Origin of the sequence: Nonomuraea sp. NPDC049625 (genome assembly GCF_040675285.1) — a bacterium.
Classification (GTDB): Bacteria; Actinomycetota; Actinomycetes; order Streptosporangiales; family Streptosporangiaceae; genus Nonomuraea; species Nonomuraea angiospora_A.
In genome coordinates this window covers 260,662-281,660 of sequence record NZ_JBFAOQ010000013.1, presented here as the reverse complement: position 1 = coordinate 281,660, position 20,999 = coordinate 260,662, and the positions used below count along the sequence as shown (strand labels likewise).

Sequence of the window (20,999 nt, the reverse complement as noted above, 5' to 3'; positions counted from 1 at the left end):
ATAGCTTGCTGTGAGGACCCCGCGAAGTTGCTCAGTGATGACCTGACGGGTACCGGAGCGCCTTACTTCGGAGGGCGCTGTCTTCTCGGCGATGAGCAAGGCTCGTATTGTGCGGTCGGTCTTGCCGGCGCGGGAACTGCTGATGCGGCTGATCGACGTGCGAGCGGTGGAGCCGGGGGATTCTGCCTGGAGTAGGCCCGGGCTGATGCCCGAGGTCGCCTGCCTGGTGCGGTGGCGGGGTTCTAGACAGCCCCTCGCGGAGTGCAATCTTCGGCCCCGCGTGAGCGTGCGACTCCCGGCACAGGTTCTGTGTGCTGGGGTTGGGGTACCACCACGGAGCAACGTAGGTCCTAAAACCGCAGGTCAATTCCCTGAACTGTGGAAAACTCAACGTCCTCCACAGAACTCCATTCGGCCGCTCGCCACCAGCCCCGCCATAGCACCCTGTGCGTCATGCACCACCCACACCACCCCACCCACCTCACCGTCACCGACTCCAGCCTCAGAGGCCCCAGAGTCACCGATTGCACCGTCACCGACCCCGCTTACCCCAGCGCCGTAACCACGCCTCACGGCCCTCCACCCCATGCGGCACCGCCCCTCGGAGCTGTAGACCCCGAAAGAGGGACATCGACACCCAGCACCGCACCCCTGAAAGAGCCACCTCCCGTTCAGGGAAAGACCGATCCCGGGCTTCCAAAGGCAGAGCTGCCACTCACCCCGCCCACCCCGCCATCACTCGCCGAGCGGACCGCCCGAATCACCCGAGCGATCCCGCAGGCCGTTGTCTGCCGCCAGACAGCCGCCCACATCTGGGGTCTGAACGCCCTGCATACCCCAGAAGCCGACTGGCCCATAGAGCTGACCGCCCCCGGCCACCTTGCTCTCCCAGGCTGCGTCACCTACCCGGCACCGCTTCCTCCGGAAGACATCACCATGCACAAGGGCGTCCGCCTCACCACCATGGAACGCACAGCCCTCGACTGCGCCCGCTGGTTGCCCCGTATGGAGGCGGTGGCGATCCTCGACCAGTTTCGCACGCCGAGGCGTCGATCTCGAAGCTCTGTGGCACCGCCCGCTCAACTCCTGGCGCCTTCGCGACACCCTAGGCCTCGCCGACCGGGGCGCCGCCTCACCCAGGGAGAGCTGGCTCCGGGTCATCCTCGTGGAAGGCGGCCTCCCCAGACCCACCACCCAGATCCGGGTCGGGCTGGACGACGACCGGTTCGCGTACCTCGACCTGGGCTGGGAGGAGTTCAAGGTCGCAGTCGAGTACGACGGCCAGGAGCATCACACCTCACCCACCGACCAGCAACACGACGCGGACCGCCGCGAGGAGCTGCGCCGCCGCGGCTGGCGCGTGATCGCCGTCCGCCGAGACGTCATCCCCGGCCAGATCGCCGACCTCCTCCATCATGTGGCCAATGCCTTGATCGAATGTGGCTGGCAGCCCGGCCCGGAGCGCACCAACCACATCCTCCGCCGCATCCGAGCCGCCCGCCGCCGCTCCCGCTTCCGATTAATCAGCCACCCGCCCCTCCAACCCACCACGCCGAGCGCCGGTCAGACGTCCGCGTCCGCTCGCCGTCCGCGCGCCCACGCCGCACTGATGACTGGCGCCGTGCCCAAATGCCAGCCAGGCGCCACGCCGGAGCATCAGCCGGGCGCCGCGCAGCGGTGTCGGGGTGCCCGCGCCGCGGTGTCGGCTGGGCGTCACACCGGAGCCTTGGTGGGCGTTCGTGGCGGAACGTCGGGCCGGGCCGGGCCGGGCTGGGCTGGGTTGGGGTTGTGCTGACCACCGACAGGCCGCTGCGGTGAGCGGAGTGACATGGGATGGAGCTGATTCCCTGCGGTGACCGCCGCCAGGGGTCAGCCGACGGCGACAGGAAGCTCCTTGATGCCGTTGATGAAGTTCGAGCGAAGCCGGCGAGCAGAGCCCGTTTGGCGGAGTTTGGGGCGTCGGCGGGCCAGTTGCTCGAAGAGGATCCGGAGTTCGAGTTTGGCCAGGTGGTTGCCCAGGCAGAAGTGAGCTCCGCCGCCGCCGAAGCCGATGTGCGGGTTCGGGTCGCGGGTGATGTCGAAGACTTCGGGATCGGAGAAGACCGCGGGGTCGCGGTTGGCGGCGGCGTAGAAGACCACGACCTTGTCGTCGGCCTTGATCTCCTGCCCGCCCAGCACCTGGTCGGTGGTGGAGGTCCGGCGGAAGAGGTTGACCGGGGAGACCCAGCGGACGATTTCGTCGGCGGCGGTCTTGGCGAGGGTGGGGTCGGCGACCAGGCGGGCCCACTGGTCCGGGTGCTCGAAGAGGGTGAGCATGCCGCCGGAGGCCGCGTTGCGGGTCGTCTCGTTGCCGGCGACCGCCAGGAGGAGGATGAACAGGTTGAACTCGTTCTGGTCAAGCGTCTCGCCGTGCTCGTTGGGCTGAAGGAGCTTGGTGACGATGTCGTTCTTCGGGGTGTCCCTGCGGCGTGTCGCGAGTTCGTTGGCGTAGGCGTAGACCTCCATGGCGGCGGCCGAGCCCACCTCGGGAGTTTCCGAGTAGTCCGGGTCCTGGCTGCCGATCATGCGGTTGGACCAGGTGAAGAGCTTGTCGCGGTCGGTCACGGGCGCGCCGAGCAATTCGCAGATCACGTACAGGGGGAGCGGCGCGGCGACTTCGGTGACGAAGTCGATCTCGCCGGTGCACTTGTCCAGGAGGTCGTCGCAGATGTCGCGGATGTGCTCTTCGAGCGCGCCGATCGTACGCGGAGTGAAGCCGCGGTTGACCAGGGAACGCCGTCTCGTGTGCTCGGGCGGATCCTGGTTGAGCATCATGTGGCGCTGGAGATCGATCTGTTCTTGGGTCAGCTCTTCGAACAGGGCGAGCTTCTTGTGCGAGGAGAACCGGTCGGAGTGCCGCGATACATGGACGACGTCCTCGTATCGGGTGACGGCCCAGAATCCGGGCTCGCCCTCGTGCCAGTGGACGGGGGAGTTCGCGCGGAGCCAGGCGAGCTGCTCGTGTGGTGGTCCGGTGGTCGCGTAGATGTCCCTGTCGACGAGGTCGATGTGCACCAGATTCACCCTCTTGATCAAGCGCTTGGTTTACTACTACTTGAAACGTGTTCTATTACGTCCCTGTACGACCGTCAAGGGGCAATGTAGTGGCGAAATGGCTCCACAAGGGGTCCGCCGAGGTCGGGCATTAGTCGGGCGATGCGGCTCGCGCCAGGTCCCCGCGGTCATCGACGACAGCAGCCTCGCTTGGCGGCGGGAAACACGCGTGTCATTGGCCGATTGCGTGCGTGCCGCCGGCCTGTGCCCCCTATCGCGAGGGCTTGAGTCCCACGCTGGCACCTGTCACGGGGCCCACGCCGGCACCCGCTGCGGAGACCTGGGTCCCGCGCTGGCGCCTGTCGCGAGGGCTGGAGTCCCGCGCTGGCGCCTGTCGCGAGGGCTGGAGTCTCGCGCCGCCATCCCGGTCGGCGTGGGGTGGATTGTCCTGGGGGGATGTTTGCCGGTGGTGGTTGGCGTGGCAGGTGGGAGGTGTGGCCTTGGGGGTGGGGTTTACCTCCGATGTATTTGGAGGCGTTAATTCGTGTATGTGAACGCAGCCATCGGAGCGGTAAAGTCGCTTCACAGGCATCGACCACCCCCAGGGGGTGTCTTTCGAGGTCACGGATCGGATGTATCCGTCTTGTCACCCTTGACACACTCTGCCCGATCGCACGAGCATCATGAATCGAGACATCCGATGTATATGAGAAGGATGCGGTGTGAAGCTGCTGCGAGTAGGACCTGTCGGTCAGGAACGTCCGGTGGTCATGGATGACGCCGGTCGCCTGCGCGACATCGGAGAGCCCGAGATTGACGGGGCTTTCCTCGCTTCCGGGGGAGTGGCGCGCGTCCGGGACGCGCTCGAGCGTGGTGCACTGCCCGTCGTCGACGCCGAAGGGCTGCGGATCGGCGCCCCGATCGCTCGTCCGGGCAAGATCGTTTGCATCGGCCTGAACTACAGCGACCACGCCGCCGAGTCCGGGCAGGATGTGCCGGCCGAGCCGGTCGTGTTCATGAAGGCCGCGAACACCATGGTCGGCCCGTACGACGAGGTGCTCGTGCCCAGGGGCAGTGTGAAGACCGACTGGGAGGTGGAGTTGGCTGTCGTGATCGGCCAGGAGGCCCGCTACCTGGGCAGCCGGGAGGAGGCGCTCGGCGTGATCGCCGGGTACGCGATCTCCAACGACGTCTCCGAACGCGAGTTCCAGCTCGAACGCGGTGGGCAGTGGGACAAGGGCAAGTCGTGCGAGACGTTCAACCCGCTCGGCCCGTGGCTGGTTACGGCGGACGAGGTGGGCGACCCGCAGAGCCTGCCGCTGCGCCTCTGGGTGAACGGTGAGCTGCGCCAGGACGGCGACACCAAGAACATGATCTTCGACGTGGCCGAGATCGTGCGCTACCTGAGCCAGTTCATGGTCCTGGAGCCGGGTGACGTGATCAATACGGGTACGCCGGCCGGCGTGGCGATGGGCATGCCGGGGCAGCCGTACCTGCGTGAAGGTGACGTGATGGAGCTGGAGATCGAAGGGCTCGGGCGGCAGCGCCAGATGGTGGGGCAGGCATGACGACTCCTGGCGCGTACCGGATCGTCGGGATGGAGACGCACGACGTGCGGTTCCCGACTTCGCGCGAGCTCGACGGCTCGGATGCGATGAATCCGGATCCCGACTACTCCGCGGCCTATGTCGTGCTCACGACCGATGACGGGTTCGAGGGGCACGGGTTCGCCTTCACGATCGGGCGTGGCAACGACATCCAGACCACGGCCATCAGCGCGCTCGAGCCGTACGTGATCGGCAAGGACGTCGAGGACCTCGGCGTGCTCTACAAGGACATGGTCAACGACTCGCAGCTGCGCTGGCTGGGACCGGAGAAGGGCGTCATGCACATGGCGATCTCCGCCGTGGTCAACGCCCTGTGGGACCTCAAGGCCAAGCGGGCGGGCAAGCCGTTGTGGCGGCTGCTGTCCGAGATGTCCCCCGAGGAGATCGTCGACCTCATCGACTTCCGCTACCTGAGCGACGCGCTGACGCCGCAAGAGGCCCTCCAGATCCTGAAGAGCCAGGAGGCGGGCAAGGAGGAGCGGATCGGCCGGCTCATCGAGGTCGGCTACCCCGCCTACACGACCTCCCCCGGGTGGCTCGGGTACGACGACGACAAGCTGCGCAGGCTCTGCAAGGAGGCCCTGGAGCAGGGCTTCAAGCAGATCAAGCTCAAGGTCGGCGCCGACCTCGAGGACGACCGGCGCAGGTTCAGGGTCGCCCGCGAGGTCTGCGGCCCCGACTTCCCGATCGCCATCGACGCCAACCAGCGCTGGGACGTCGGATCGGGCATCGAGTGGATCAACGCGCTGGGCGAGTTCCACCCCCATTGGGTCGAGGAGCCGACCAGCCCCGACGACGTGCTCGGCCACGCCGCCATCGCCAGGGGCATCGACCCCATCCCCGTGGCCACCGGCGAGCACGTCCAGAACCGCATCATGTTCAAGCAGCTCCTGCAGGCCAACGCCATCTCCTACCTGCAGATCGACTCGGCCAGAGTCGGCGGCGTCAACGAGAACCTGGCGATCCTGCTGCTCGCGGCCAAGTTCGGCGTGCCGGTGTGTCCCCACGCGGGCGGCGTCGGGCTGTGCGAGCTGGTGCAGCACCTGTCGATGTTCGACTACGTCGCGATCACCGGCTCCATGGACAACCGCGTGATCGAGTACGTCGATCACCTCCACGAGCACTTCGTGGACCCCGTGGTCATCCGCAACGGTCGTTACGCCGCACCGTCCGCGCCCGGCTTCAGCGCGGAGATGCACGCAGTGTCGATCGCCGCCCACACATTCCCCGGCGGCGAAGTATGGAGGGACGCGTGAGCCTGAAAGCGATCGTGACCGGCGGCGGGTCCGGCATCGGGCTGGCCGTGGCCACCCTGCTCGCCGAGCGCGACATGACCGTCGCCTGCCTCGACATCAATCCGCCGGGCGAGCCGTTCATCGGGATCAAGGTCGATGTCACAGATGACGCACAGGTACGGGCGGCGGTGGCGGAGGCCGCCGAGCGGCTGGGCGGCATCGACGTGCTCGTCAACAACGCGGGCATCGGCGCTCTGGGCACCATCGAGGACAACCCGGACAGCGAGTGGCAGAGGGTGTTCGACGTCAACGTGCTCGGCATGGTCCGGGTCGCGCGGGCGGCGCTGCCGTACCTCAGGCAGTCAGAGCACGCCTCCATCGTCAACACGTGCTCGATCGCGGCCACCGCGGGCCTGCCGCAGCGCGCGCTCTACAGCGCGACCAAGGGCGCGGTGCTCTCGCTGACCCTCGCGATGGCCGCGGACCACATCCGTGAGGGCATTCGCGTCAACTGCGTCAACCCCGGCACCGCGGACACCCCGTGGGTCGCGAGGCTGCTCGACAAGGCCGACGACCCCGAGGGGGAGCGGGCCGCACTGAACGCCAGGCAGCCGATGGGCCGTCTGGTCAGCGCGGAGGAGGTCGCCGCGGCGATCGCCTATCTCGCCAGTCCTGAAGCCGGCGCCACCACCGGGACCGCGCTCGCGGTCGACGGGGGCATGCAAGGGCTCCGGCTGAGGGCGTCCAACTAAGGAAGGTAACCCCCCATGAAGTTCGGATCGGCGGTCGCGGCGGCGGCCCTCTTGGCGGTCGTCACCGCGTGTGGCTCGGGCACGACAACAACCGGAGGAGGGGGCGGCGGCGGGAAGGTCGGCATCGACCACCCGCGGGCCGACTCCAACTTCTGGAACTCCTACATCAAGTACGTCCCGCAGATGGCCGGCGAGTACAAGGTGGACCTCATGCCACCCACGAACTCGCAGAACGACGTCTCCAAGCTGGTCAACAACGTGCAGGCGCTGGTGGGTCAGGGTGCCAAGGCGATCATCATGGCTCCGCAGGACACCGGTGCCATCGCCAACACGCTGCAGCAGCTGGAGAACAAGAAGATCCCCGTCGTGACCGTCGACACCCGTCCGGACAAGGGAAAGGTCTACATGGTCGTACGCGCCGACAACCGCGCGTACGGGACCAAGGCCTGCGAGTTCCTCGGGGAGAAGCTGGGGGGCAAGGGCAAGGTCGTGCAGCTCCAGGGCGCCCTCAGCTCCATCAACGGCCGTGACAGGTCGGAGGCGTTCCTGGAGTGCATGAAGTCCAAGTTCCCCGGCATCACCGTGTTCAGCGAGCCCACGGAGTGGGAGGGCACCAAGGCCGCGTCCATGCTGCAGACCCGCCTGGAGCAGAATCCCGATATCAAGGGCATCTACATGCACGCCGGCGGCGTGCACCTGGCGCCGACGCTGCAGGTGCTGAAGCAGAAGAGCCTGCTCGTCCCGCCGAGTGACTCCAAGCACGTCTTCGTGGTGTCGAACGACGGCATCCCGGAGGAGCTCGAGGCGATCCGCAAGGGCGACATCGACGCCACGGTGTCGCAGCCGGCGGACCTGTATGCCAAGTACGCGGTCTTCTACGCCAAGGCCGCGCTGGAGGGCAAGACGTTCAAGCCCGGCCCGACGGACCATGACAGCAACATCATCCAGCTCCCGAACGGCCTGGAGGACCAGCTCCCCGCGCCGCTCGTGAGTAAGGACAACGTGGACGACAAGAGCCTTTGGGGTAATCAGATCAAGTGATGAAAAATCACGTTGAAGCCCGAAACGTCGTCAAGCGCTTCGGCCCCACCGTCGCGCTGAACGGCGCCGGGATCGCGATCGCCGAGGGCGAGACCCATGCGCTCGTCGGCAGGAACGGCGCGGGGAAGTCCACCCTCGTGTCGATCCTCACCGGGCTCCAGCCGGCCGATGAGGGCGAGGTGCTGTTCTCGGGAGAGGCGGCGCCCGCCCTCGCCGACCGCGACGCCTGGCGGCAGCGCGTCGCCTGCGTCTATCAGAAGTCCACGATCATCCCCGCGCTGACGGTCGCCGAGAACCTCTTCCTCAACCGCCAGTCGGCCAGGGGCGCCAGGATCAACTGGCGCGCGCTGCGGGCCAGGGCGCGCGAGCTGCTGGACACGTACGAGGTGGACGTCGACGCGCAGGCGCTGGCCGGCGACCTGACCGTCGAGCAGCGCCAGCTCGTCGAGATCGCCAGGGCGCTGTCGTTCGGGACGAGGTTCATCATCCTCGACGAGCCGACCGCCCGGCTCGACGGCCCGGCCATCGAGCGGCTGTTCGCGCGCATGCGCTCGCTGCGCGAGCAGGGCGTCACGATGATGTACATCTCCCACCACCTCGACGAGGTCTACGAGATCTGCCAGAGCGTCACGGTCTTCCGCGACGCGCGGCACATCGTGACCAGGCCGGTCGCCGAGCTTCCCCACGACGAGCTGGTCGCCGCGATGACGGGGGAGGCCACGACGGCGTACGAGTCCCGCTCCCGCACGCCCGGCGATCGGGTCGTGCTGTCGGGCGAGGGACTCTCGCTCGGCGACCGCTACGCAGATATCGATATTTCCGTTAAAGCGGGCGAGGTCGTCGGCCTGGCCGGCTCCGCGAGCAGCGGCAAGGTCGGCCTGGCGGAGACCCTCGTCGGGCTCCGCAAAGCCGACTCCGGCACGGTCACGGTCAACGGCAACCGGGTCAAACCGGGCGACGTGCCCGCTGCCATGAAGGCGGGTCTCGGGTTCGTGCCGGAGGACCGCCACCATGAGGGCTTCGTCCCGCTGCTCTCGGTGGGGGAGAACGCCACGTTCCCGATCGCCCGCAAGCTGGGCCGGTACGGGATCGTGTCGCCGGCCCGCCGACGGGCCAAGGCCGACGAGATGATCAATAACCTCGACATCAAGACGGAAGGCCCGGATCAGCCGGTCGGCGACCTGTCCGGGGGGAACGCGCAGAAGGTCGTGTTCGCGCGGGCTCTCGTGGACGACCCGACGGTGCTGGTCGTGATCAACCCGACGGCCGGTGTCGACGTCAAGGCCAAGCAGGCATTGCTCGGCGCGGTCGAGGACGCGGTCGGGCGGGGCGCGGGGGCCGTCGTGGTCTCCGACGAGCTCGACGACCTGCGGATCTGCGACAGGGTGCTGGTCATGTTCCACGGCAGGGTCGTCAAGGACGTGCCGCGTGGCTGGACGGACCACGAACTCGTGGCCGTGATGGAGGGCATAGAAGATTGACCACTATGACTGCGCCGCTTCCACGGGTGCGCCTGGCCAGGTTCCGTGACCTGACGCTGGTGCCGGTGATCGTGATCCTGCTCGTCGTGGGCGCGTTCCTCGACCCGACCTTCCTGACCGCGGGCAACCTCACGAACGTGCTCCAGCAGCAGGCGGCGATCTCGCTCGTCGTGCTGGCGGAGGCGATGATCCTCATCGCCGGCAAGTTCGACCTGTCGCTGGAGTCGACGGTCGGCACCGCGCCGGCCATCGCGGTGATGCTGGTGATCCCGGCGGCCGCGGGCGGGTTCGGCATCGGGCTGCCCGGCGCGCTGGTGATCCCGCTGGCCCTGCTGGTCGGCGCGGCCATCGGGGCGTTCAACGGTTTCCTGATCATCAGGTTCCAGCTGTCGGCGTTCATCGTGACGCTGGCCATGCTGATCATCGTGCACGGCCTCCTCCAGGGGCCGACCGAGGGCAAGACGCTGTTCGAGCTCCCCGACTCGATCCTCTACCTGGGCAGCGCCATATGGCTCGGCCTGCCGGCGGCCATCTGGATCGCCGGTGCGCTGTTCGCGGCGGGCATCTTCGGCCTGGGCTACCTGCGGCTCGGCCGCGCGCTCTACGCGATCGGCGGCAACACCGACGCCGCCCGCGCCGCCGGCATCCGGGTGGATCGGGTGCTGTACGGGGTGTTCATCCTGGGCGGGACGCTCGCGGCGCTCGCCGGGATCCTGGAGACCGGCCGCCTCGGGGCGATCGGCAACAACCAGGGCGTCGGGTGGATCTTCATGGTGTTCGCGGCGGCGGTCATCGGCGGCGTGAGCATGGACGGCGGCAAGGGCACGATCCTGGGCGCGCTCACCGGCGTGCTGGTAATCGGCCTGGTGCAGAACATCCTGACGCTCATCGGCGTCTCCGGCTTCTGGCAGCCGGTGATCTATGGCGGGATCATCCTCATCGCGTTGATGATCAGCCGGATCGCGGGCGGAAAGGCACAGGATTGAACGGGATCGACGAACCTCCGGCCGGCTCGGACGGCGACGCGCCGGACGGGTCTCCGACCGGTCGTGAGGGCGGCGGGTCTCCGACCGGTCGTGAGGGCGGCGGGTCTCCGACCGGTCGTGAGGGCGGCGGGTCTTGGGTCGGGCGTGACGGTGGCGGGGTCGAGGTGTCGCGGCACGGCTTCGGTGGTGCGCCGATCGGAAACCTGTACCAGGAGGTGTCGGAGGAGCAGGCGCGGGCCACGGTCGACGCGGCGTGGGACGCCGGGGTGCGCCTGTTCGACACCGCGCCCCACTACGGGCTCGGCCTGTCGGAGCGCCGCCTCGGCGCCGCGCTCAAGGACCGCTCGGGTTACGTCCTGTCCACCAAGGTCGGCCGCCTGCTGGTGCCCGGCTCGTCATCGGGTGGCCGCGACGAGCAGGGCTTCGACGTGTCCGCCGACCTCCAGCGGGTGTGGGACTTCTCCGGCGACGGCGTACGCAGATCCCTGGAGGAGTCCCTGGGACGCCTGGGGCTCCCGGCCGTCGACATCGCGCTCATCCACGACCCGGACGACCACATGGACCAGGCGCTGGCGGAGGCGTACCCGGCGCTGGCCGAGCTGCGGGCGCAGGGCGTGGTGAAGGCCATCGGCGTCGGGATGAACCAGTGGCAGGCGCTCCTGCGCTTCGTCCAGGAGACCACCATCGACGTCGTGATGCTCGCGGGCCGCTACACCCTGCTCGACCAGTCGGGCCTGCCGCTCCTGGAGGAGTGCGCGCGTCGCGGGGTCAGGGTGCTAGCGGCGGGCGTCTTCAACAGCGGCATCCTGGCCACCTCGCGGCCGACCGGCACGTACAACTACGGGCCCGCACCGGCGTCGGTGATGGAGCGGGCGACGAGGATCGCGGAGATCTGCGAACGCCACGGCGTCACGCTGCCCCAGGCGGCCATGGCCTTCCCCCTCCGCCACCCGGCCGTCGCCTCGGTCGTTCTGGGCGCCCGCTCGCCCGAGGAGATCACCGCGAACGCCGCCCTGCTGTCCCGCCCGGTCCCGGAGGCGGTGTGGGACGAGCTGGTGTCGGAGGAGTTACTGCCCAAGGAGTGACGGCGAGGCGCTGAGCCCGGCGGGGCTCAGGTGGGGATGTACAGCCAGGACTTCGAGGGCCCTGGCTCGTACGCCGAGTCGAGGCGTTTGGCCACGATCCCGGGCAGGCCCTGTTCGCGGGCGGCCTGACGGACCGGGCCCGCCTCGCCCGGCCACGACGGAGCGGTCTGCCAGTGCGCTCCCGCCAGCTCCAGCGCGTCCAATGCCGCCCGCCGCTCCGCGTAAGGCTGGTCGACCAGGGAGCGGCCGTCGTCGTACAGCAGGTCGTAGAAGACCAGGATCTCGGCGCCCCCGAGCGTGGCCACCTCCCCGTCCAGCATCGCCGTGCGGCTGCCGAACGACTCCGCGAGCCCCCGCAACCACGGGTGCTCCCGCGCGGCCGTCGTGCGCCCGCCCTCGATGGGGACGAGCAGGCGGCGGCCGCCCCACGCGAACTCGAAGGCGTAGGCCGAGACGTCCTTCGGGGGCTTGGCGCGTTCGGTCGGGAGCATGGGCTCGGGTGGCGGGAACGGGTCGCGGGCCCGGGCGTCCATGCGGTGGATCATCCAGCTCTGGCCCCGGGTCCGGAACAGGACGAACCTCCCCGAAGTCCGCTCTCCGTGCAGGACGAACTTGACCTCGCGATCCGACCATTTCTCCGTCTCGTACGTCCCGGTGTCCCAGACGGTCATCGTGCCGCCGCCGTACTCACCCTTGGGGATCTCCCCGTGGAACGTGAGGTACTCCATCGGGTGGTCCTCGGTGTGCACGGCGAGGTGGTTGGTGCCGGGGTCGGCGGGCAGGCCCTTGGGGACGGCCCAGGACACGAGGACGCCGTCGCGCTCGAGCCGCAGGTCCCAGTGGAGGGACCGGGCGTGGTGCTCCTGGATGACGAACGCGTTGCCGTCCCCGGAGGAGGGCGGCGACGGGGGGATGGGCTCGGGGGTGCGGCTGGCGTCGCGCTTGCTCCGGTATCGCTCCAGTTTGTCGGCCACGACAGGGGTACTACCCGCCCGTACTCTCCCGGACCACCAGCGGGGTACGGCGGACGGACCCCGCGCCGGTCAAGGTCATGCCGACCGAGCGCGACCGGACACGCCCAGCACCGCGCGGGATGGCGTGCTGTAACCGGGCCGCCGGGCTGGGCTGTGGCGTGCCGTGCGGGGTTGCGTCGGGCTGGGGTGGCCGGGTGTCCGTGTGGGGCTGGGGTTGCCGGGCGGTTGTGCCGTGCCGGGCTCCGTTGTGGCGCGGGCCGTTGCGCTGGGCTCCGTGGTGCTGCGTGCGGATGAGGGTGGGTTCAGGGGGAGTGCTGGAGGTTCTGTGTGCCGATGACCTTGAGGAGGCGCAGTGCCTCGTACGACGGCGATCCCGGCGCCGTGGTGTAGAGGACGATCCACTGGTCGCCCTCGGGCACGTGCAGCGTCTCGCAGTCGAGCTCCAGCCACCCCACCGCCGGATGGTTGATCCGCTTGCGCGCGGACCTGCGGACCGTGACGTCGTGTCCGGCCCACAGCTCCGCGAACTCGGTGCTGGCGGCCAGCAACCGGTCGATCAGCCGGCGGATGCCGGGGTCGTCCGGGTAGCGGGCGGCGGCGGCGCGCAGGTCGGCCACCGACTCCCGGGCGAACCGCCACGAGCCCTCGGGGTCGTGGCGGTCCCGGGCCCGAGGATCGGTGAAGTAGCGCCATATGAGGTTGCGTTCGCCGGGCGGGAGCACGGAGAAGTCCGTGAGGAGCGCGGCGGCGAGAGGGTTCCAGGCCAGCACGTCGTACTTGGCGTCCGACACGAGCGCCGGGGTGTCGTCCAGCCGGTCGAGCAGGTGCAGGACGCCGGGCCTGACGTCCTGTGACGGGCCGGGAGGCGGTCCGGGCGGCTCGCCGGCCAGGTAGTACAGGTGGGAACGCTCGTCGTCCGTCAGCCGCAGCGCCCTGGCGATCGCGCCGAGCATCTGGCGCGACGGGCGAGGTCCGCGGGCCTGTTCCAGGCGGGCGTAGTAGTCGACGGACATCCCGGCCAGCCGGGCGACCTCCTCGCGCCGCAGCCCGGGTGTGCGGCGGCGCTTGCCGCCCTCCAGGCCCACGTCGGACGGCCGCACCAGTTCGCGGCGGCTGCGCAGGAAGCCCGCCAGGCCGGCCCTGTTGATCCGGTCCATGACCTCAGGATGCCTGGTCCGCGACGCCGTAACCAGGGACTGTCAATCCGGGCCTCAGCGGTTCTCTCCCGTTCGTACGCGGCCCCGCTCAGCCTTGAGGGCATGAACATCGCACTCATCACCGGTGCCAACAAGGGCATCGGGTACGCCACCGCCCGCGTACTGGCCAAGTCCGGATATGTCGTCCTGGTTGGGGCCCGGAACCCCGAGCGTGGCAGGAAGGCCGCCGAGGAGCTGGCGGGGGAAGGGCTGGACGCCCGGTTCGTACGCCTGGACGTCACCGACCAGGACACCGTGGAGGCGGCCGCCGCTCGCGTCGAGCGCGAGTTCGGCCACCTGGACCTGCTCATCAACAACGCCGCGATCAGCCGCGACCACGAGCGCACGCCGAGCCGGCTCCCGGTCGCCGCCCTGCGCGAGGTCTACGAGACGAACGTGATCGGCGTCGTCGCCGTGACCAACGCCATGCTCCCGCTCCTGCGCAGGTCGGAGGCCGGCCGCGTGGTGAACGTCTCCAGCGGCCTGGGCACGTTCGCGTTCCTGGCCGACGAGGAGTCCGAGTGGCGCCAGTACGCGACCCTGCTCGGCTACAACTCCTCCAAGGCAGCGCTGAACGCCGTCACCCTGATCTACGCCGAGGAGCTGCGCGACACGCCGATCAAGGTCTACGCGGTCGCGCCCGGCTTCTGCGCCACCGACCTCAACGGCTTCATCGGGACGCTGACCGCCGACGAGGGCGGCGAGCACGTGGCCCGCCAGGCCACCCTGCCCGACGTCCCGACCGGCGTCTTCCTCAGCGAGCAGGGCGGCACCAACCCCTGGTAGCGGGGTCAGTCGAGATCGAGCGCCTTGCGCAGCCACGACTCCACGCCCGCCACGTGCACGGTCGCCCAGGACCGGGCCACGTCGGCCTGGCGGGCGGCGATGGCCTCGTAGATCGCGGTGTGCTGCTCCCGCGTCTTCTGCATCGCCCCCTCCTGGGTGAGCCCGCGCCAGATCCTGGCCCGAGTGGTCGGACCTGACAGGCTCTCGATGAACGAGCAGAGCACGCTGTTCCCGGAACCCCGCGCGATCCGCTGGTGGAACTGGAGGTCGTTGGCCACCAGCTCCTCGACCGTCGGCTCCGCGGGCAGGGACTCCAGGATCACGCGGAGTTCCTCGACGTCGGCGTCGGTCATCAGCTCGGTCGCCATCGCGGTCGCGGCCGGCTCCAGGATGCGCCTGACCTCGAAGAACTGGATCACCGTGTCGTCGCGGTGCAGGTCGAGCACGAACGACATGGTGTCCAGCAGCAGCCGCGGCTCCAGGCTGGTCACGTACGTGCCGTCACCCTGACGTACGTCGAGCACGTTGATCAGGGACAGGGCGCGCACGGCCTCGCGCAACGAGTTGCGCGACAGGCCGAGCCGCTCGGCGAGGTCGGCCTCCTTGGGCAGCCGGTCGCCCGGGGCCAGCTCGCCCGAGAGGATCATCTGTTTGATCTTGTCGATGGCCGCGTCGGTGACCGCCACGCTTCGCTCCCTAGACATCGGATGTCTAGGAGTCTAGAGCCTGGAAGCGGACGGGATCGACACCGGGGACCCGGCGAACTTCGCCCCTGGCCTCCAGAGCGCGCAGATGCGCCGCGGCCTCCCCTGCCGCCATGCCTTTCAGCATCGGGGACAGGTCGTCCCACGGCCTGTTCCACGTCATCATCGCGGCGACCTCCCAGATGGTCAGCGGTTCCGGCCGCCGGGCCAGGAGGGCGCGCAGCCGTACGAGCTTCTCATCGTGATGGTGGCGGATCTGGACGGCTCGCGCGGCCACATCAGGAAATATCCATTCGTGTGCGGGCAACGCATCCAGGGGCCCCAGGTCGGCGACCCGGTCCAAGGAGTCCAGGAAATCGCTCAACGGATCGACATCGTCCCGGTCATACGGATAAATCCCGACGTGGGGGGTGATGTCGGGGAGGACGTGGTCGCCGGTGAACAGCCGGTCGGCATCCTCCAGATGCAGGCAGATGTGCCCCGGGGTGTGGCCGGGCGTGTGGACGGCCCGGAGCTTGCGGCCGGGCAGGTCCACCAGGTCCCCGTCACGTAACCGGCGGTCGGGCAGCGCCGGCGGCGTCGGGCGGCTCACCGCCTGCCGCGCCTCGCCAGGATCGGCCCCGGCCCGCCGGAGCATGTCGGACTGGAAGCTCTCGTGCTCCTCGGCCGCGTAGTCGTGCATGAGCCTGACCAGCGCCGCGTCGTCCTCATGCATCGCGATCCACGCGCCGGACACGTCCTTGACCTGCCCCGCGAGCCCGGCGTGGTCGGGATGGAAATGGGTGACGACCACCCCGCTCACCGTGCTCACGTCGATCCCGACCGCGGCGAGGCCGCCGCTGAGCGCGTCCCAGGCGTCCGGATGGTTCCACCCGGCGTCGACCAGCACCGGCCCCTTGGGGGACTCGAGGGCGTAGACGAGCGTGTAGCCGAGCGGGTTGCCCGGGATCGGCACCGGCACGCTCCACACCCCGCCGCCGACATCCTGCGGCCGCTGCTCCGCGTACGGCCTGCGTCTGCTCTTCATGCGCCCCCCGATCGGGTGATGAGTGTCACCGGCCGAGCCCTCAGCCGGCCCGCTCGAGAATGGTGGCCGTGGCCAGCGCCCCGCCGGCGCACATCGTGACGAGCGCGGTCGCCGAGTCCGACCGCTCCAGCTCGTGCAGCGCCGTGGTGATCAGCCGCGCGCCCGTGGCGCCGACCGGATGGCCGAGCGCGATCGCGCCGCCGTTGACATTGACGCGGTCGAAGTCGGGCTCGTGCACGCCCGCCCACGACAGCACCACCGATGCGAACGCCTCATTCACCTCGAACCTGTCGATGTCGCCGATCGTCATCCCGGCCGCCGCCAGCACCTTGGCCGTCGCCTCCACGGGCCCGTCCAGGTGATAGTACGGCTCCGCGCCGACGAGCGCCTGTGCCAGGATCCGCGCCCTGGGCCGCAGCCCGTGCCTGGCGGCCGCCTCCTCGCTCATCACCAGCACCGCCGCGGCGCCGTCGGAGATCTGCGACGAGGTGCCCGCGGTGTGGAGGGCGCCCTCGGCGACGGGCTTGAGGTTGGCGAGGGTCTCGACCGTGGTCTCGCGTAAGCCCTGGTCCCTGCGTACGTCCCCGACCGGCACGATCTCGCGCTCGAACCGCCCGTCGGCCCACGCCTTGGCCGCCAGCCGCTGGGAGCGCGCCCCGAGCCAGTCGAGCCGCTCCCGCGTCAGCCCGCGCCGCCGCGCGATCCGCTCGGCCGCGGTGAACTGGTCGGGCAGGTCGATGCTCCAGTCGTCCGGCTTGGCCGTGGCGGGCCGCACGTTGCTGCCGAGGGGCGCCCGGCTCATCACCTCGACACCGCAGCCGACGCCGGCCTCGATCACGCCCGCGCGCACCATCGCCGCCGCGAGGTGCACCGCCTGCTGCGACGACCCGCACTGCGCGTCGACCGTCGTCACCCCGGTCCGGTACGGCAGCCCGGCATAGAGCCACGAGTAGCGCCCGACGTGCCCGCCCTGCTCGCCCGCCTGGGTCACGCACCCGGCGAACACCTGCTCGACGGCCGCCGGGTCGAGCCCCGACCGCTCGACGAGGCCGTTCAGCGCGGTAGCCAGAACCTGTTGCGGTTTGTACCCGGCCAGCCAGCCGGCTCGCTTGCCGATGGGAGTGCGTACGGCCTCGACGATCACAGGTGTGCCCACAGTCGCCTCCAGAACGTTGCTCTGGCGAGACTGTAACGCGTTCTACTTTGTCGTGGAACCCTCCAGCGTCGACGGCAGCCCGAACGTCTCGAACAGGCTCTCCTCGAAGAACATGCCGACGTGCCGGATCTGCTCCCCGGCGAACGTCACCACCATGATCGCGAACTGCCCGTAGACGCCGTTCTCGCGGTAGTACACCGCGAACGCCGGCTGCCCGTTGGCGGCGATCGGGACCAGCTTGAGGTCGCCGGGGCGCTCGGCCGGGCACTGCGTCCTGGTGAGCTCCATGATTGCCTCGGGCCCCTGGTACCAGCCGACGAACGGCGGCATCTCCCAGACCGCGTCCTTGGTGAACAGGTGCACCAGGCTGTCGACGTCATAGTTCTCGAACGCCGCGACATAGCGGTCGAGCTGGGCCCGCTGCTCGGCCGACAGCGGTTCGACCGGGTCGTCGAGGCTCGGCTGCACCTCGTTGAGCTGGGCGCGGGCCCGCTGGAGGATGCTGTTGACGGCCGCGGTGGACGTCTCCAGCGCCTCGGCCACCTCGGCGGCCTTCCATCTGAGCACGTCACGCAGCACCAGCACGGCCCGCTGCCGCGGCGGCAGGTGCTGCAGCGCGGCGATCAGGGCAAGTCTGATGCTCTCGCGGCCGGCCACGATCGTGGCGGGATCGTCGCCGCCGACGCCTGCCAGGGCGTCGGGCACGGGCTCCAGCCACGGCACCTCGTGGTCCGACACCAGGGGAGCGGTCGGCTCGGTGCTGGGGGCACCGAGACCGGTGGGCAGCGGCCGCCTGCTCCGGCTGTCGAGCGCGGTCAGGCAGGCGCTGGTGGCGATGCGATAGAGCCACGTGCGCAACGAGGAGCGCCCCTCGAAGCCCTCATAGGCCCGCCACGCGCGCAGATACGTTTCCTGGACGAGGTCCTCGGCGTCGTGCACCGAGCCCATCATCCGGTAGCAGTGCGCCAGCAGCTCGCGCCGCATCGGGTCAGCCTGTTGGAGGAACTCCTCGTTCGTCGGCTTGTCGGTCATACCTCCCTTGTATAGACGTTGCCACCGACAATTGACCGCACGGCCGGTCGATTAAGGGAAACCTTTTACGGACCCAAAGAAATGACCATGAATCAGGTCAGTGGGAGACGGTGAGCACGATCTTGCCGGTGACCCGGTTCGTCTCGCCGAGCTCGTGCGCCTTGGCCGCCTCCGCCAGCGGCAGGGCGGCGGCGATCTCCGCGCGCAGCCTGCCCGCCTCGACCAGGGCCGCGAGCGCGCGCATCGCGGCGTGGTCGGGCTCCACCAGCATGGCCTCCGAGCGGATGCCCAGCTCGGCGGCCTGCCGGTGCAGGTCGGGGTCGAGCTCCCGGAGCACCAGCGAGACGATCGTGCCGCCCTTGCGCAGGGTACGCAGCGAACGCGGCCCGTAGTCGCCGCCGATGGTCTCGAGCACCACGTCCACGTCCCGCACGACCTCGGCGAAGTCCTCGTCCCGGTAGTCGACCAGCTCGTCGGCGCCCAGACCGCGCAGGAACTCGTGCTTGGCCGCGCTGGCCGTCCCGATCACGTACGCGCCGCGCGCCTTGGCGATCTGCACCGCCAGGTGCCCCACCCCGCCCGCGGCGGCGTGAACGAGCACGCGCTGACCGCCCTTCAGCCCGGCGACGTCCACGAGCGCCTGGTACGCGGTCAGCCCCGCGAGCGGGATCCCGGCCGCCTGGACGTGGTCGACGGCGGCGGGCTTGCGCACGAAGTGGCGGGACGGCGCGGTGACGTACTCGGCGAAGGCGCCGTGCGCGTCCGGGTACTTGAGCATGCCGAACACCTCGTCGCCCGGCTTGTAGAGCGCCTGCCCGACGCCCGACTCCTCGACCACGCCCGAGACGTCGTAACCGAGCACGAACGGCAGCTTGTCCCGCAGGAAGCCGCCGCCCGCGCGGGTCTTCCAGTCGGTCGGGTTCAGCCCGGCCGCCTCCACCCGCACCAGCACCTCGGTCGGGCCGGGGACGGGCCGCTCGACCTCAACCGTCTTCAGAACCTCAGGGCCGCCCAGGACGTCCTGGCTGATCGCTTTCATCTTCATGAGACCCAGCCTGCTGGTTCCGGGACCAGACCCGCGAGTGGCCCAAAGGTCATGATGTGTAAAAATCGGGCCATGCATCGCGTTGCCGTCCTCGCTGTGGACGGGGTCATCCCGTTCGAGCTGAGCGTGCCGTCCAGGATCTTCCGCGCCGCGCAGGGGCCCGGCGGCGAGCCGCTCTACGACGTGGTCACCTGCACGGTCGACGGCCGTCCCGTCGCCACGGCCGCCGACTACTCCATCGCCGTCGAGCACGACGCGAGCGTGCTGGCGAGCGCGGACACGGTGGTGGTGCCCGCCGCGGAGTGGTTCGCCGGGCTCACGGGCGCGGACTCGATGCCCGCCGGGCTGGCCGCGGCGCTGGCCCGGATCCGCCCCGGCACCCGGATCGTCTCCATCTGCATCGGCACGTACGTGCTGGCGGCGGCCGGGCTGCTCGACGGCCGTCCGGCGACCACGCACTGGCGGGACGCCGAGCGGTTCGCCGCCGCGTTCCCGAAGGTGCGGATGGACGCGGACGTGCTGTTCGTGGACGACGGCGACGTGCTCACCTCGGCCGGCGCCGCGGCCGGGGTGGACCTCTGCCTTCACCTCGTCCGCCGCGACCACGGCAGCCGGGTCGCCAACCAGGTGGCCAGGGCCTGCGTGGTGCCGCCGTGGCGGGACGGGGGCCAGGCGCAGTACGTCGAGCACCCGGTGCCCGAGCCGTCCAGCGTCGGCACCGCCCCCACCCGGGCCTGGGCGATGACCCGGCTGGGCACGCCGCTCCGGCTGGACGACCTGGCCGATCACGCGGGGATGAGCAGGCGCACGTTCACCCGGCATTTCCGGCAGGAGGTGGGGCTGAGCCCGGGGCAGTGGCTGACGCAGCAGCGGATCGCGCTGGCCAGGCAGCTGCTGGAGAGCACCGACCTGCCGGTCGACCGCGTCGCGGACCGCGCCGGCTTCGGGACGGCGGCCTCGTTCAGGCAGCACCTGCAGGCGGCGGTGGGGGTCTCGCCGCACGCGTATCGGCGCACGTTCCACATGAGGTGATCGGCCCACCGGACACCACCCGGGCGGCCCACTGTGCGCGCCGTAACGGCGGCGCGCCACTGAAGGGTCAGCGGCCGTTTCCTGGAGGGCCCTGAGCCGAAGTGCGGCGGGTGGCCTGCCCGTGCGCAGCCGTAACGTAGGGCTTTGCTCTTCTGCCGAAGTGCGGCGGGCGACGGGTCAGATGTCGGTGAGAAGTCGTGCGGCGGCGGTTTCGATGCGGCGCTGGATCTGGTCGTAGGTGCGGCGGCCGCGGAGCATCTCGAGGAGCTCCTGCACCCACACGCTGGCCAGCGACCCCGCGAGGTCGGCCTGCTCCTCGGTGGCGTCCTCGAGGGTCAGGCCGTCGGCCGAGACCCGCAGCAGCAGCCCCGTGATGCGCTCCCCGAACGGCGTCTGCACCTCAGCCATGATCAACGAGCGGATGAGCGCGTCGGCCAGCTCCGGCTCGCGCATCAGCCCCCGGGTCGCCCGCATGAGCACGTCCACCGCGCGGCTCGACGGGGTGGTGGCCCCGGGCGGACGCCGCTCGATGCTGCTCTCGAGGAGGTCGATCTCCTCGCCCACCACCGCCACCACCAGGTCCATCTTGGACGGGAAGTAGCGATAGAGCGTGCCAAGCGCCACGCCCGCGCGCTCGGCCACCGTGCGCATCTGCATGGCTTCGACCCCGCCGCGCGAGGCCAGCGCGGCGGCGGCCTGGACGATGCGCTTGCGGCGTTGGTGCTGGCTACGCGTACGGACGCTGTGCGTGCCCGGCGTGGGGTGGCTCTCCATGGTCCCCTCGGTGTCGCTGGAGGGCGCGGCGTGCGTGGTACGCATAAGAACAC

19 protein-coding genes are annotated in these 20,999 nt (G+C 69.9%); 10 read left to right on the top strand and 9 right to left on the bottom strand.

Annotated elements, in window-relative coordinates:
- Positions 1-1,165: 1,165 nt before the first annotated feature.
- On the top strand, positions 1,166-1,795 hold the full coding sequence (locus AB0J87_RS43655) for a DUF559 domain-containing protein (RefSeq protein WP_363976495.1): 630 nt from the start codon (positions 1,166-1,168) through the stop codon (positions 1,793-1,795).
- 74 nt (positions 1,796-1,869) lie between these two features.
- Here the strand turns inward: AB0J87_RS43655 and AB0J87_RS43650 are convergent, their stop codons facing one another.
- Positions 1,870-3,075 carry a cytochrome P450 gene (locus AB0J87_RS43650; RefSeq protein ID WP_363976492.1) on the bottom strand — a complete coding sequence of 402 codons (1,206 nt, stop codon included), beginning with the start codon at positions 3,073-3,075 and terminating at the stop codon, positions 1,870-1,872.
- Positions 3,076-3,755: 680 nt separating this feature from the next.
- On the opposite strand from AB0J87_RS43650, the gene AB0J87_RS43645 reads away from it, so the two are divergent.
- From AB0J87_RS43645 to AB0J87_RS43615, 7 genes are all read left to right on the top strand, one after another.
- Entirely contained in the window at positions 3,756-4,601 is an 846-nt protein-coding gene (locus tag AB0J87_RS43645) for a fumarylacetoacetate hydrolase family protein (RefSeq protein ID WP_363976489.1), read from the top strand.
- On the top strand, positions 4,598-5,896 hold the full coding sequence (locus AB0J87_RS43640; RefSeq protein WP_350729391.1) for an L-fuconate dehydratase: 1,299 nt from the start codon (positions 4,598-4,600) through the stop codon (positions 5,894-5,896). The genes AB0J87_RS43645 and AB0J87_RS43640 overlap by 4 nt, the downstream gene beginning before the upstream one ends.
- Complete coding sequence (locus AB0J87_RS43635; protein ID WP_350729393.1) at positions 5,893-6,627, top strand: SDR family oxidoreductase; 735 nt, start codon at positions 5,893-5,895, stop codon at positions 6,625-6,627. The genes AB0J87_RS43640 and AB0J87_RS43635 overlap by 4 nt, the downstream gene beginning before the upstream one ends.
- A 15-nt stretch (positions 6,628-6,642) precedes the next feature.
- Complete coding sequence (locus AB0J87_RS43630; protein WP_363976485.1) at positions 6,643-7,668, top strand: sugar ABC transporter substrate-binding protein; 1,026 nt, start codon at positions 6,643-6,645, stop codon at positions 7,666-7,668.
- Positions 7,668-9,149: a sugar ABC transporter ATP-binding protein gene (locus tag AB0J87_RS43625; RefSeq protein WP_363976482.1), complete on the top strand. Its 1,482-nt coding sequence runs from the start codon at positions 7,668-7,670 to the stop codon at positions 9,147-9,149. The genes AB0J87_RS43630 and AB0J87_RS43625 overlap by 1 nt, the downstream gene beginning before the upstream one ends.
- A 5-nt stretch (positions 9,150-9,154) precedes the next feature.
- A complete protein-coding gene (locus AB0J87_RS43620) occupies positions 9,155-10,135 on the top strand; it encodes an ABC transporter permease (protein ID WP_363976479.1) in 981 nt (326 codons plus the stop codon).
- Positions 10,136-10,299: 164 nt separating this feature from the next.
- Positions 10,300-11,220, top strand: coding sequence for an aldo/keto reductase (locus AB0J87_RS43615; protein ID WP_363976476.1), 921 nt, complete (start codon positions 10,300-10,302; stop codon positions 11,218-11,220).
- A gap of 26 nt (positions 11,221-11,246) precedes the next feature.
- Here AB0J87_RS43615 and AB0J87_RS43610 read toward each other — a convergent pair whose 3' ends face one another.
- On the bottom strand, positions 11,247-12,194 hold the full coding sequence (locus tag AB0J87_RS43610) for a DNA polymerase ligase N-terminal domain-containing protein (RefSeq protein ID WP_363976473.1): 948 nt from the start codon (positions 12,192-12,194) through the stop codon (positions 11,247-11,249).
- Positions 12,195-12,496: 302 nt separating this feature from the next.
- Positions 12,497-13,351, bottom strand: coding sequence for a helix-turn-helix transcriptional regulator (locus AB0J87_RS43605; RefSeq protein WP_363976470.1), 855 nt, complete (start codon positions 13,349-13,351; stop codon positions 12,497-12,499).
- A gap of 102 nt (positions 13,352-13,453) precedes the next feature.
- On the opposite strand from AB0J87_RS43605, the gene AB0J87_RS43600 reads away from it, so the two are divergent.
- Complete coding sequence (locus tag AB0J87_RS43600; RefSeq protein ID WP_363976467.1) at positions 13,454-14,176, top strand: SDR family oxidoreductase; 723 nt, start codon at positions 13,454-13,456, stop codon at positions 14,174-14,176.
- 5 nt (positions 14,177-14,181) lie between these two features.
- On the opposite strand, the gene AB0J87_RS43595 is transcribed toward AB0J87_RS43600, so the two are convergent.
- The 5 genes from AB0J87_RS43595 to AB0J87_RS43575 form a co-directional block, all read right to left on the bottom strand.
- Positions 14,182-14,862: a FadR/GntR family transcriptional regulator gene (locus AB0J87_RS43595; protein ID WP_185068291.1), complete on the bottom strand. Its 681-nt coding sequence runs from the start codon at positions 14,860-14,862 to the stop codon at positions 14,182-14,184.
- A 25-nt stretch (positions 14,863-14,887) separates the two neighbouring features.
- Positions 14,888-15,907: an MBL fold metallo-hydrolase gene (locus tag AB0J87_RS43590; RefSeq protein WP_363976464.1), complete on the bottom strand. Its 1,020-nt coding sequence runs from the start codon at positions 15,905-15,907 to the stop codon at positions 14,888-14,890.
- Between the two features lie 40 nt (positions 15,908-15,947).
- The gene (locus AB0J87_RS43585) at positions 15,948-17,063 is read right to left on the bottom strand and encodes a steroid 3-ketoacyl-CoA thiolase (RefSeq protein ID WP_363976461.1); all 1,116 of its coding nucleotides are present in this window, start codon (positions 17,061-17,063) and stop codon (positions 15,948-15,950) included.
- Between the two features lie 42 nt (positions 17,064-17,105).
- The gene (locus tag AB0J87_RS43580; protein WP_363976458.1) at positions 17,106-18,095 is read right to left on the bottom strand and encodes a sigma-70 family RNA polymerase sigma factor; all 990 of its coding nucleotides are present in this window, start codon (positions 18,093-18,095) and stop codon (positions 17,106-17,108) included.
- 97 nt (positions 18,096-18,192) lie between these two features.
- Positions 18,193-19,134 carry an NADP-dependent oxidoreductase gene (locus AB0J87_RS43575; protein ID WP_363976708.1) on the bottom strand — a complete coding sequence of 314 codons (942 nt, stop codon included), beginning with the start codon at positions 19,132-19,134 and terminating at the stop codon, positions 18,193-18,195.
- Positions 19,135-19,212: 78 nt separating this feature from the next.
- Here AB0J87_RS43575 and AB0J87_RS43570 point away from each other — a divergent pair, with 78 nt between their 5' ends.
- On the top strand, positions 19,213-20,172 hold the full coding sequence (locus tag AB0J87_RS43570) for a helix-turn-helix domain-containing protein (RefSeq protein WP_363976455.1): 960 nt from the start codon (positions 19,213-19,215) through the stop codon (positions 20,170-20,172).
- 177 nt (positions 20,173-20,349) lie between these two features.
- Here AB0J87_RS43570 and AB0J87_RS43565 read toward each other — a convergent pair whose 3' ends face one another.
- Positions 20,350-20,946: a TetR family transcriptional regulator gene (locus tag AB0J87_RS43565; protein WP_355205529.1), complete on the bottom strand. Its 597-nt coding sequence runs from the start codon at positions 20,944-20,946 to the stop codon at positions 20,350-20,352.
- Positions 20,947-20,999 lie beyond the last annotated feature (53 nt).

Bases quoted from the DNA above. Each gene is read 5' to 3' on its own strand.
- AB0J87_RS43640 (WP_350729391.1), top strand. From the start codon at position 4,598: ATGACGACTCCTGGCGCGTACCGGATCGTCGGGATGGAGACGCACGAC.
- AB0J87_RS43630 (WP_363976485.1), top strand. From the start codon at position 6,643: ATGAAGTTCGGATCGGCGGTCGCGGCGGCGGCCCTCTTGGCGGTCGTC.
- AB0J87_RS43625 (WP_363976482.1), top strand. From the start codon at position 7,668: ATGAAAAATCACGTTGAAGCCCGAAACGTCGTCAAGCGCTTCGGCCCC.
- AB0J87_RS43620 (WP_363976479.1), top strand. From the start codon at position 9,155: ATGACTGCGCCGCTTCCACGGGTGCGCCTGGCCAGGTTCCGTGACCTG.
- AB0J87_RS43605 (WP_363976470.1), bottom strand. From the start codon at position 13,351: ATGGACCGGATCAACAGGGCCGGCCTGGCGGGCTTCCTGCGCAGCCGC.
- AB0J87_RS43600 (WP_363976467.1), top strand. From the start codon at position 13,454: ATGAACATCGCACTCATCACCGGTGCCAACAAGGGCATCGGGTACGCC.
- AB0J87_RS43590 (WP_363976464.1), bottom strand. From the start codon at position 15,907: ATGAAGAGCAGACGCAGGCCGTACGCGGAGCAGCGGCCGCAGGATGTC.
- AB0J87_RS43580 (WP_363976458.1), bottom strand. From the start codon at position 18,095: ATGACCGACAAGCCGACGAACGAGGAGTTCCTCCAACAGGCTGACCCG.
- AB0J87_RS43575 (WP_363976708.1), bottom strand. From the start codon at position 19,134: ATGAAAGCGATCAGCCAGGACGTCCTGGGCGGCCCTGAGGTTCTGAAG.
- AB0J87_RS43570 (WP_363976455.1), top strand. From the start codon at position 19,213: ATGCATCGCGTTGCCGTCCTCGCTGTGGACGGGGTCATCCCGTTCGAG.
- AB0J87_RS43565 (WP_355205529.1), bottom strand. From the start codon at position 20,946: ATGGAGAGCCACCCCACGCCGGGCACGCACAGCGTCCGTACGCGTAGC.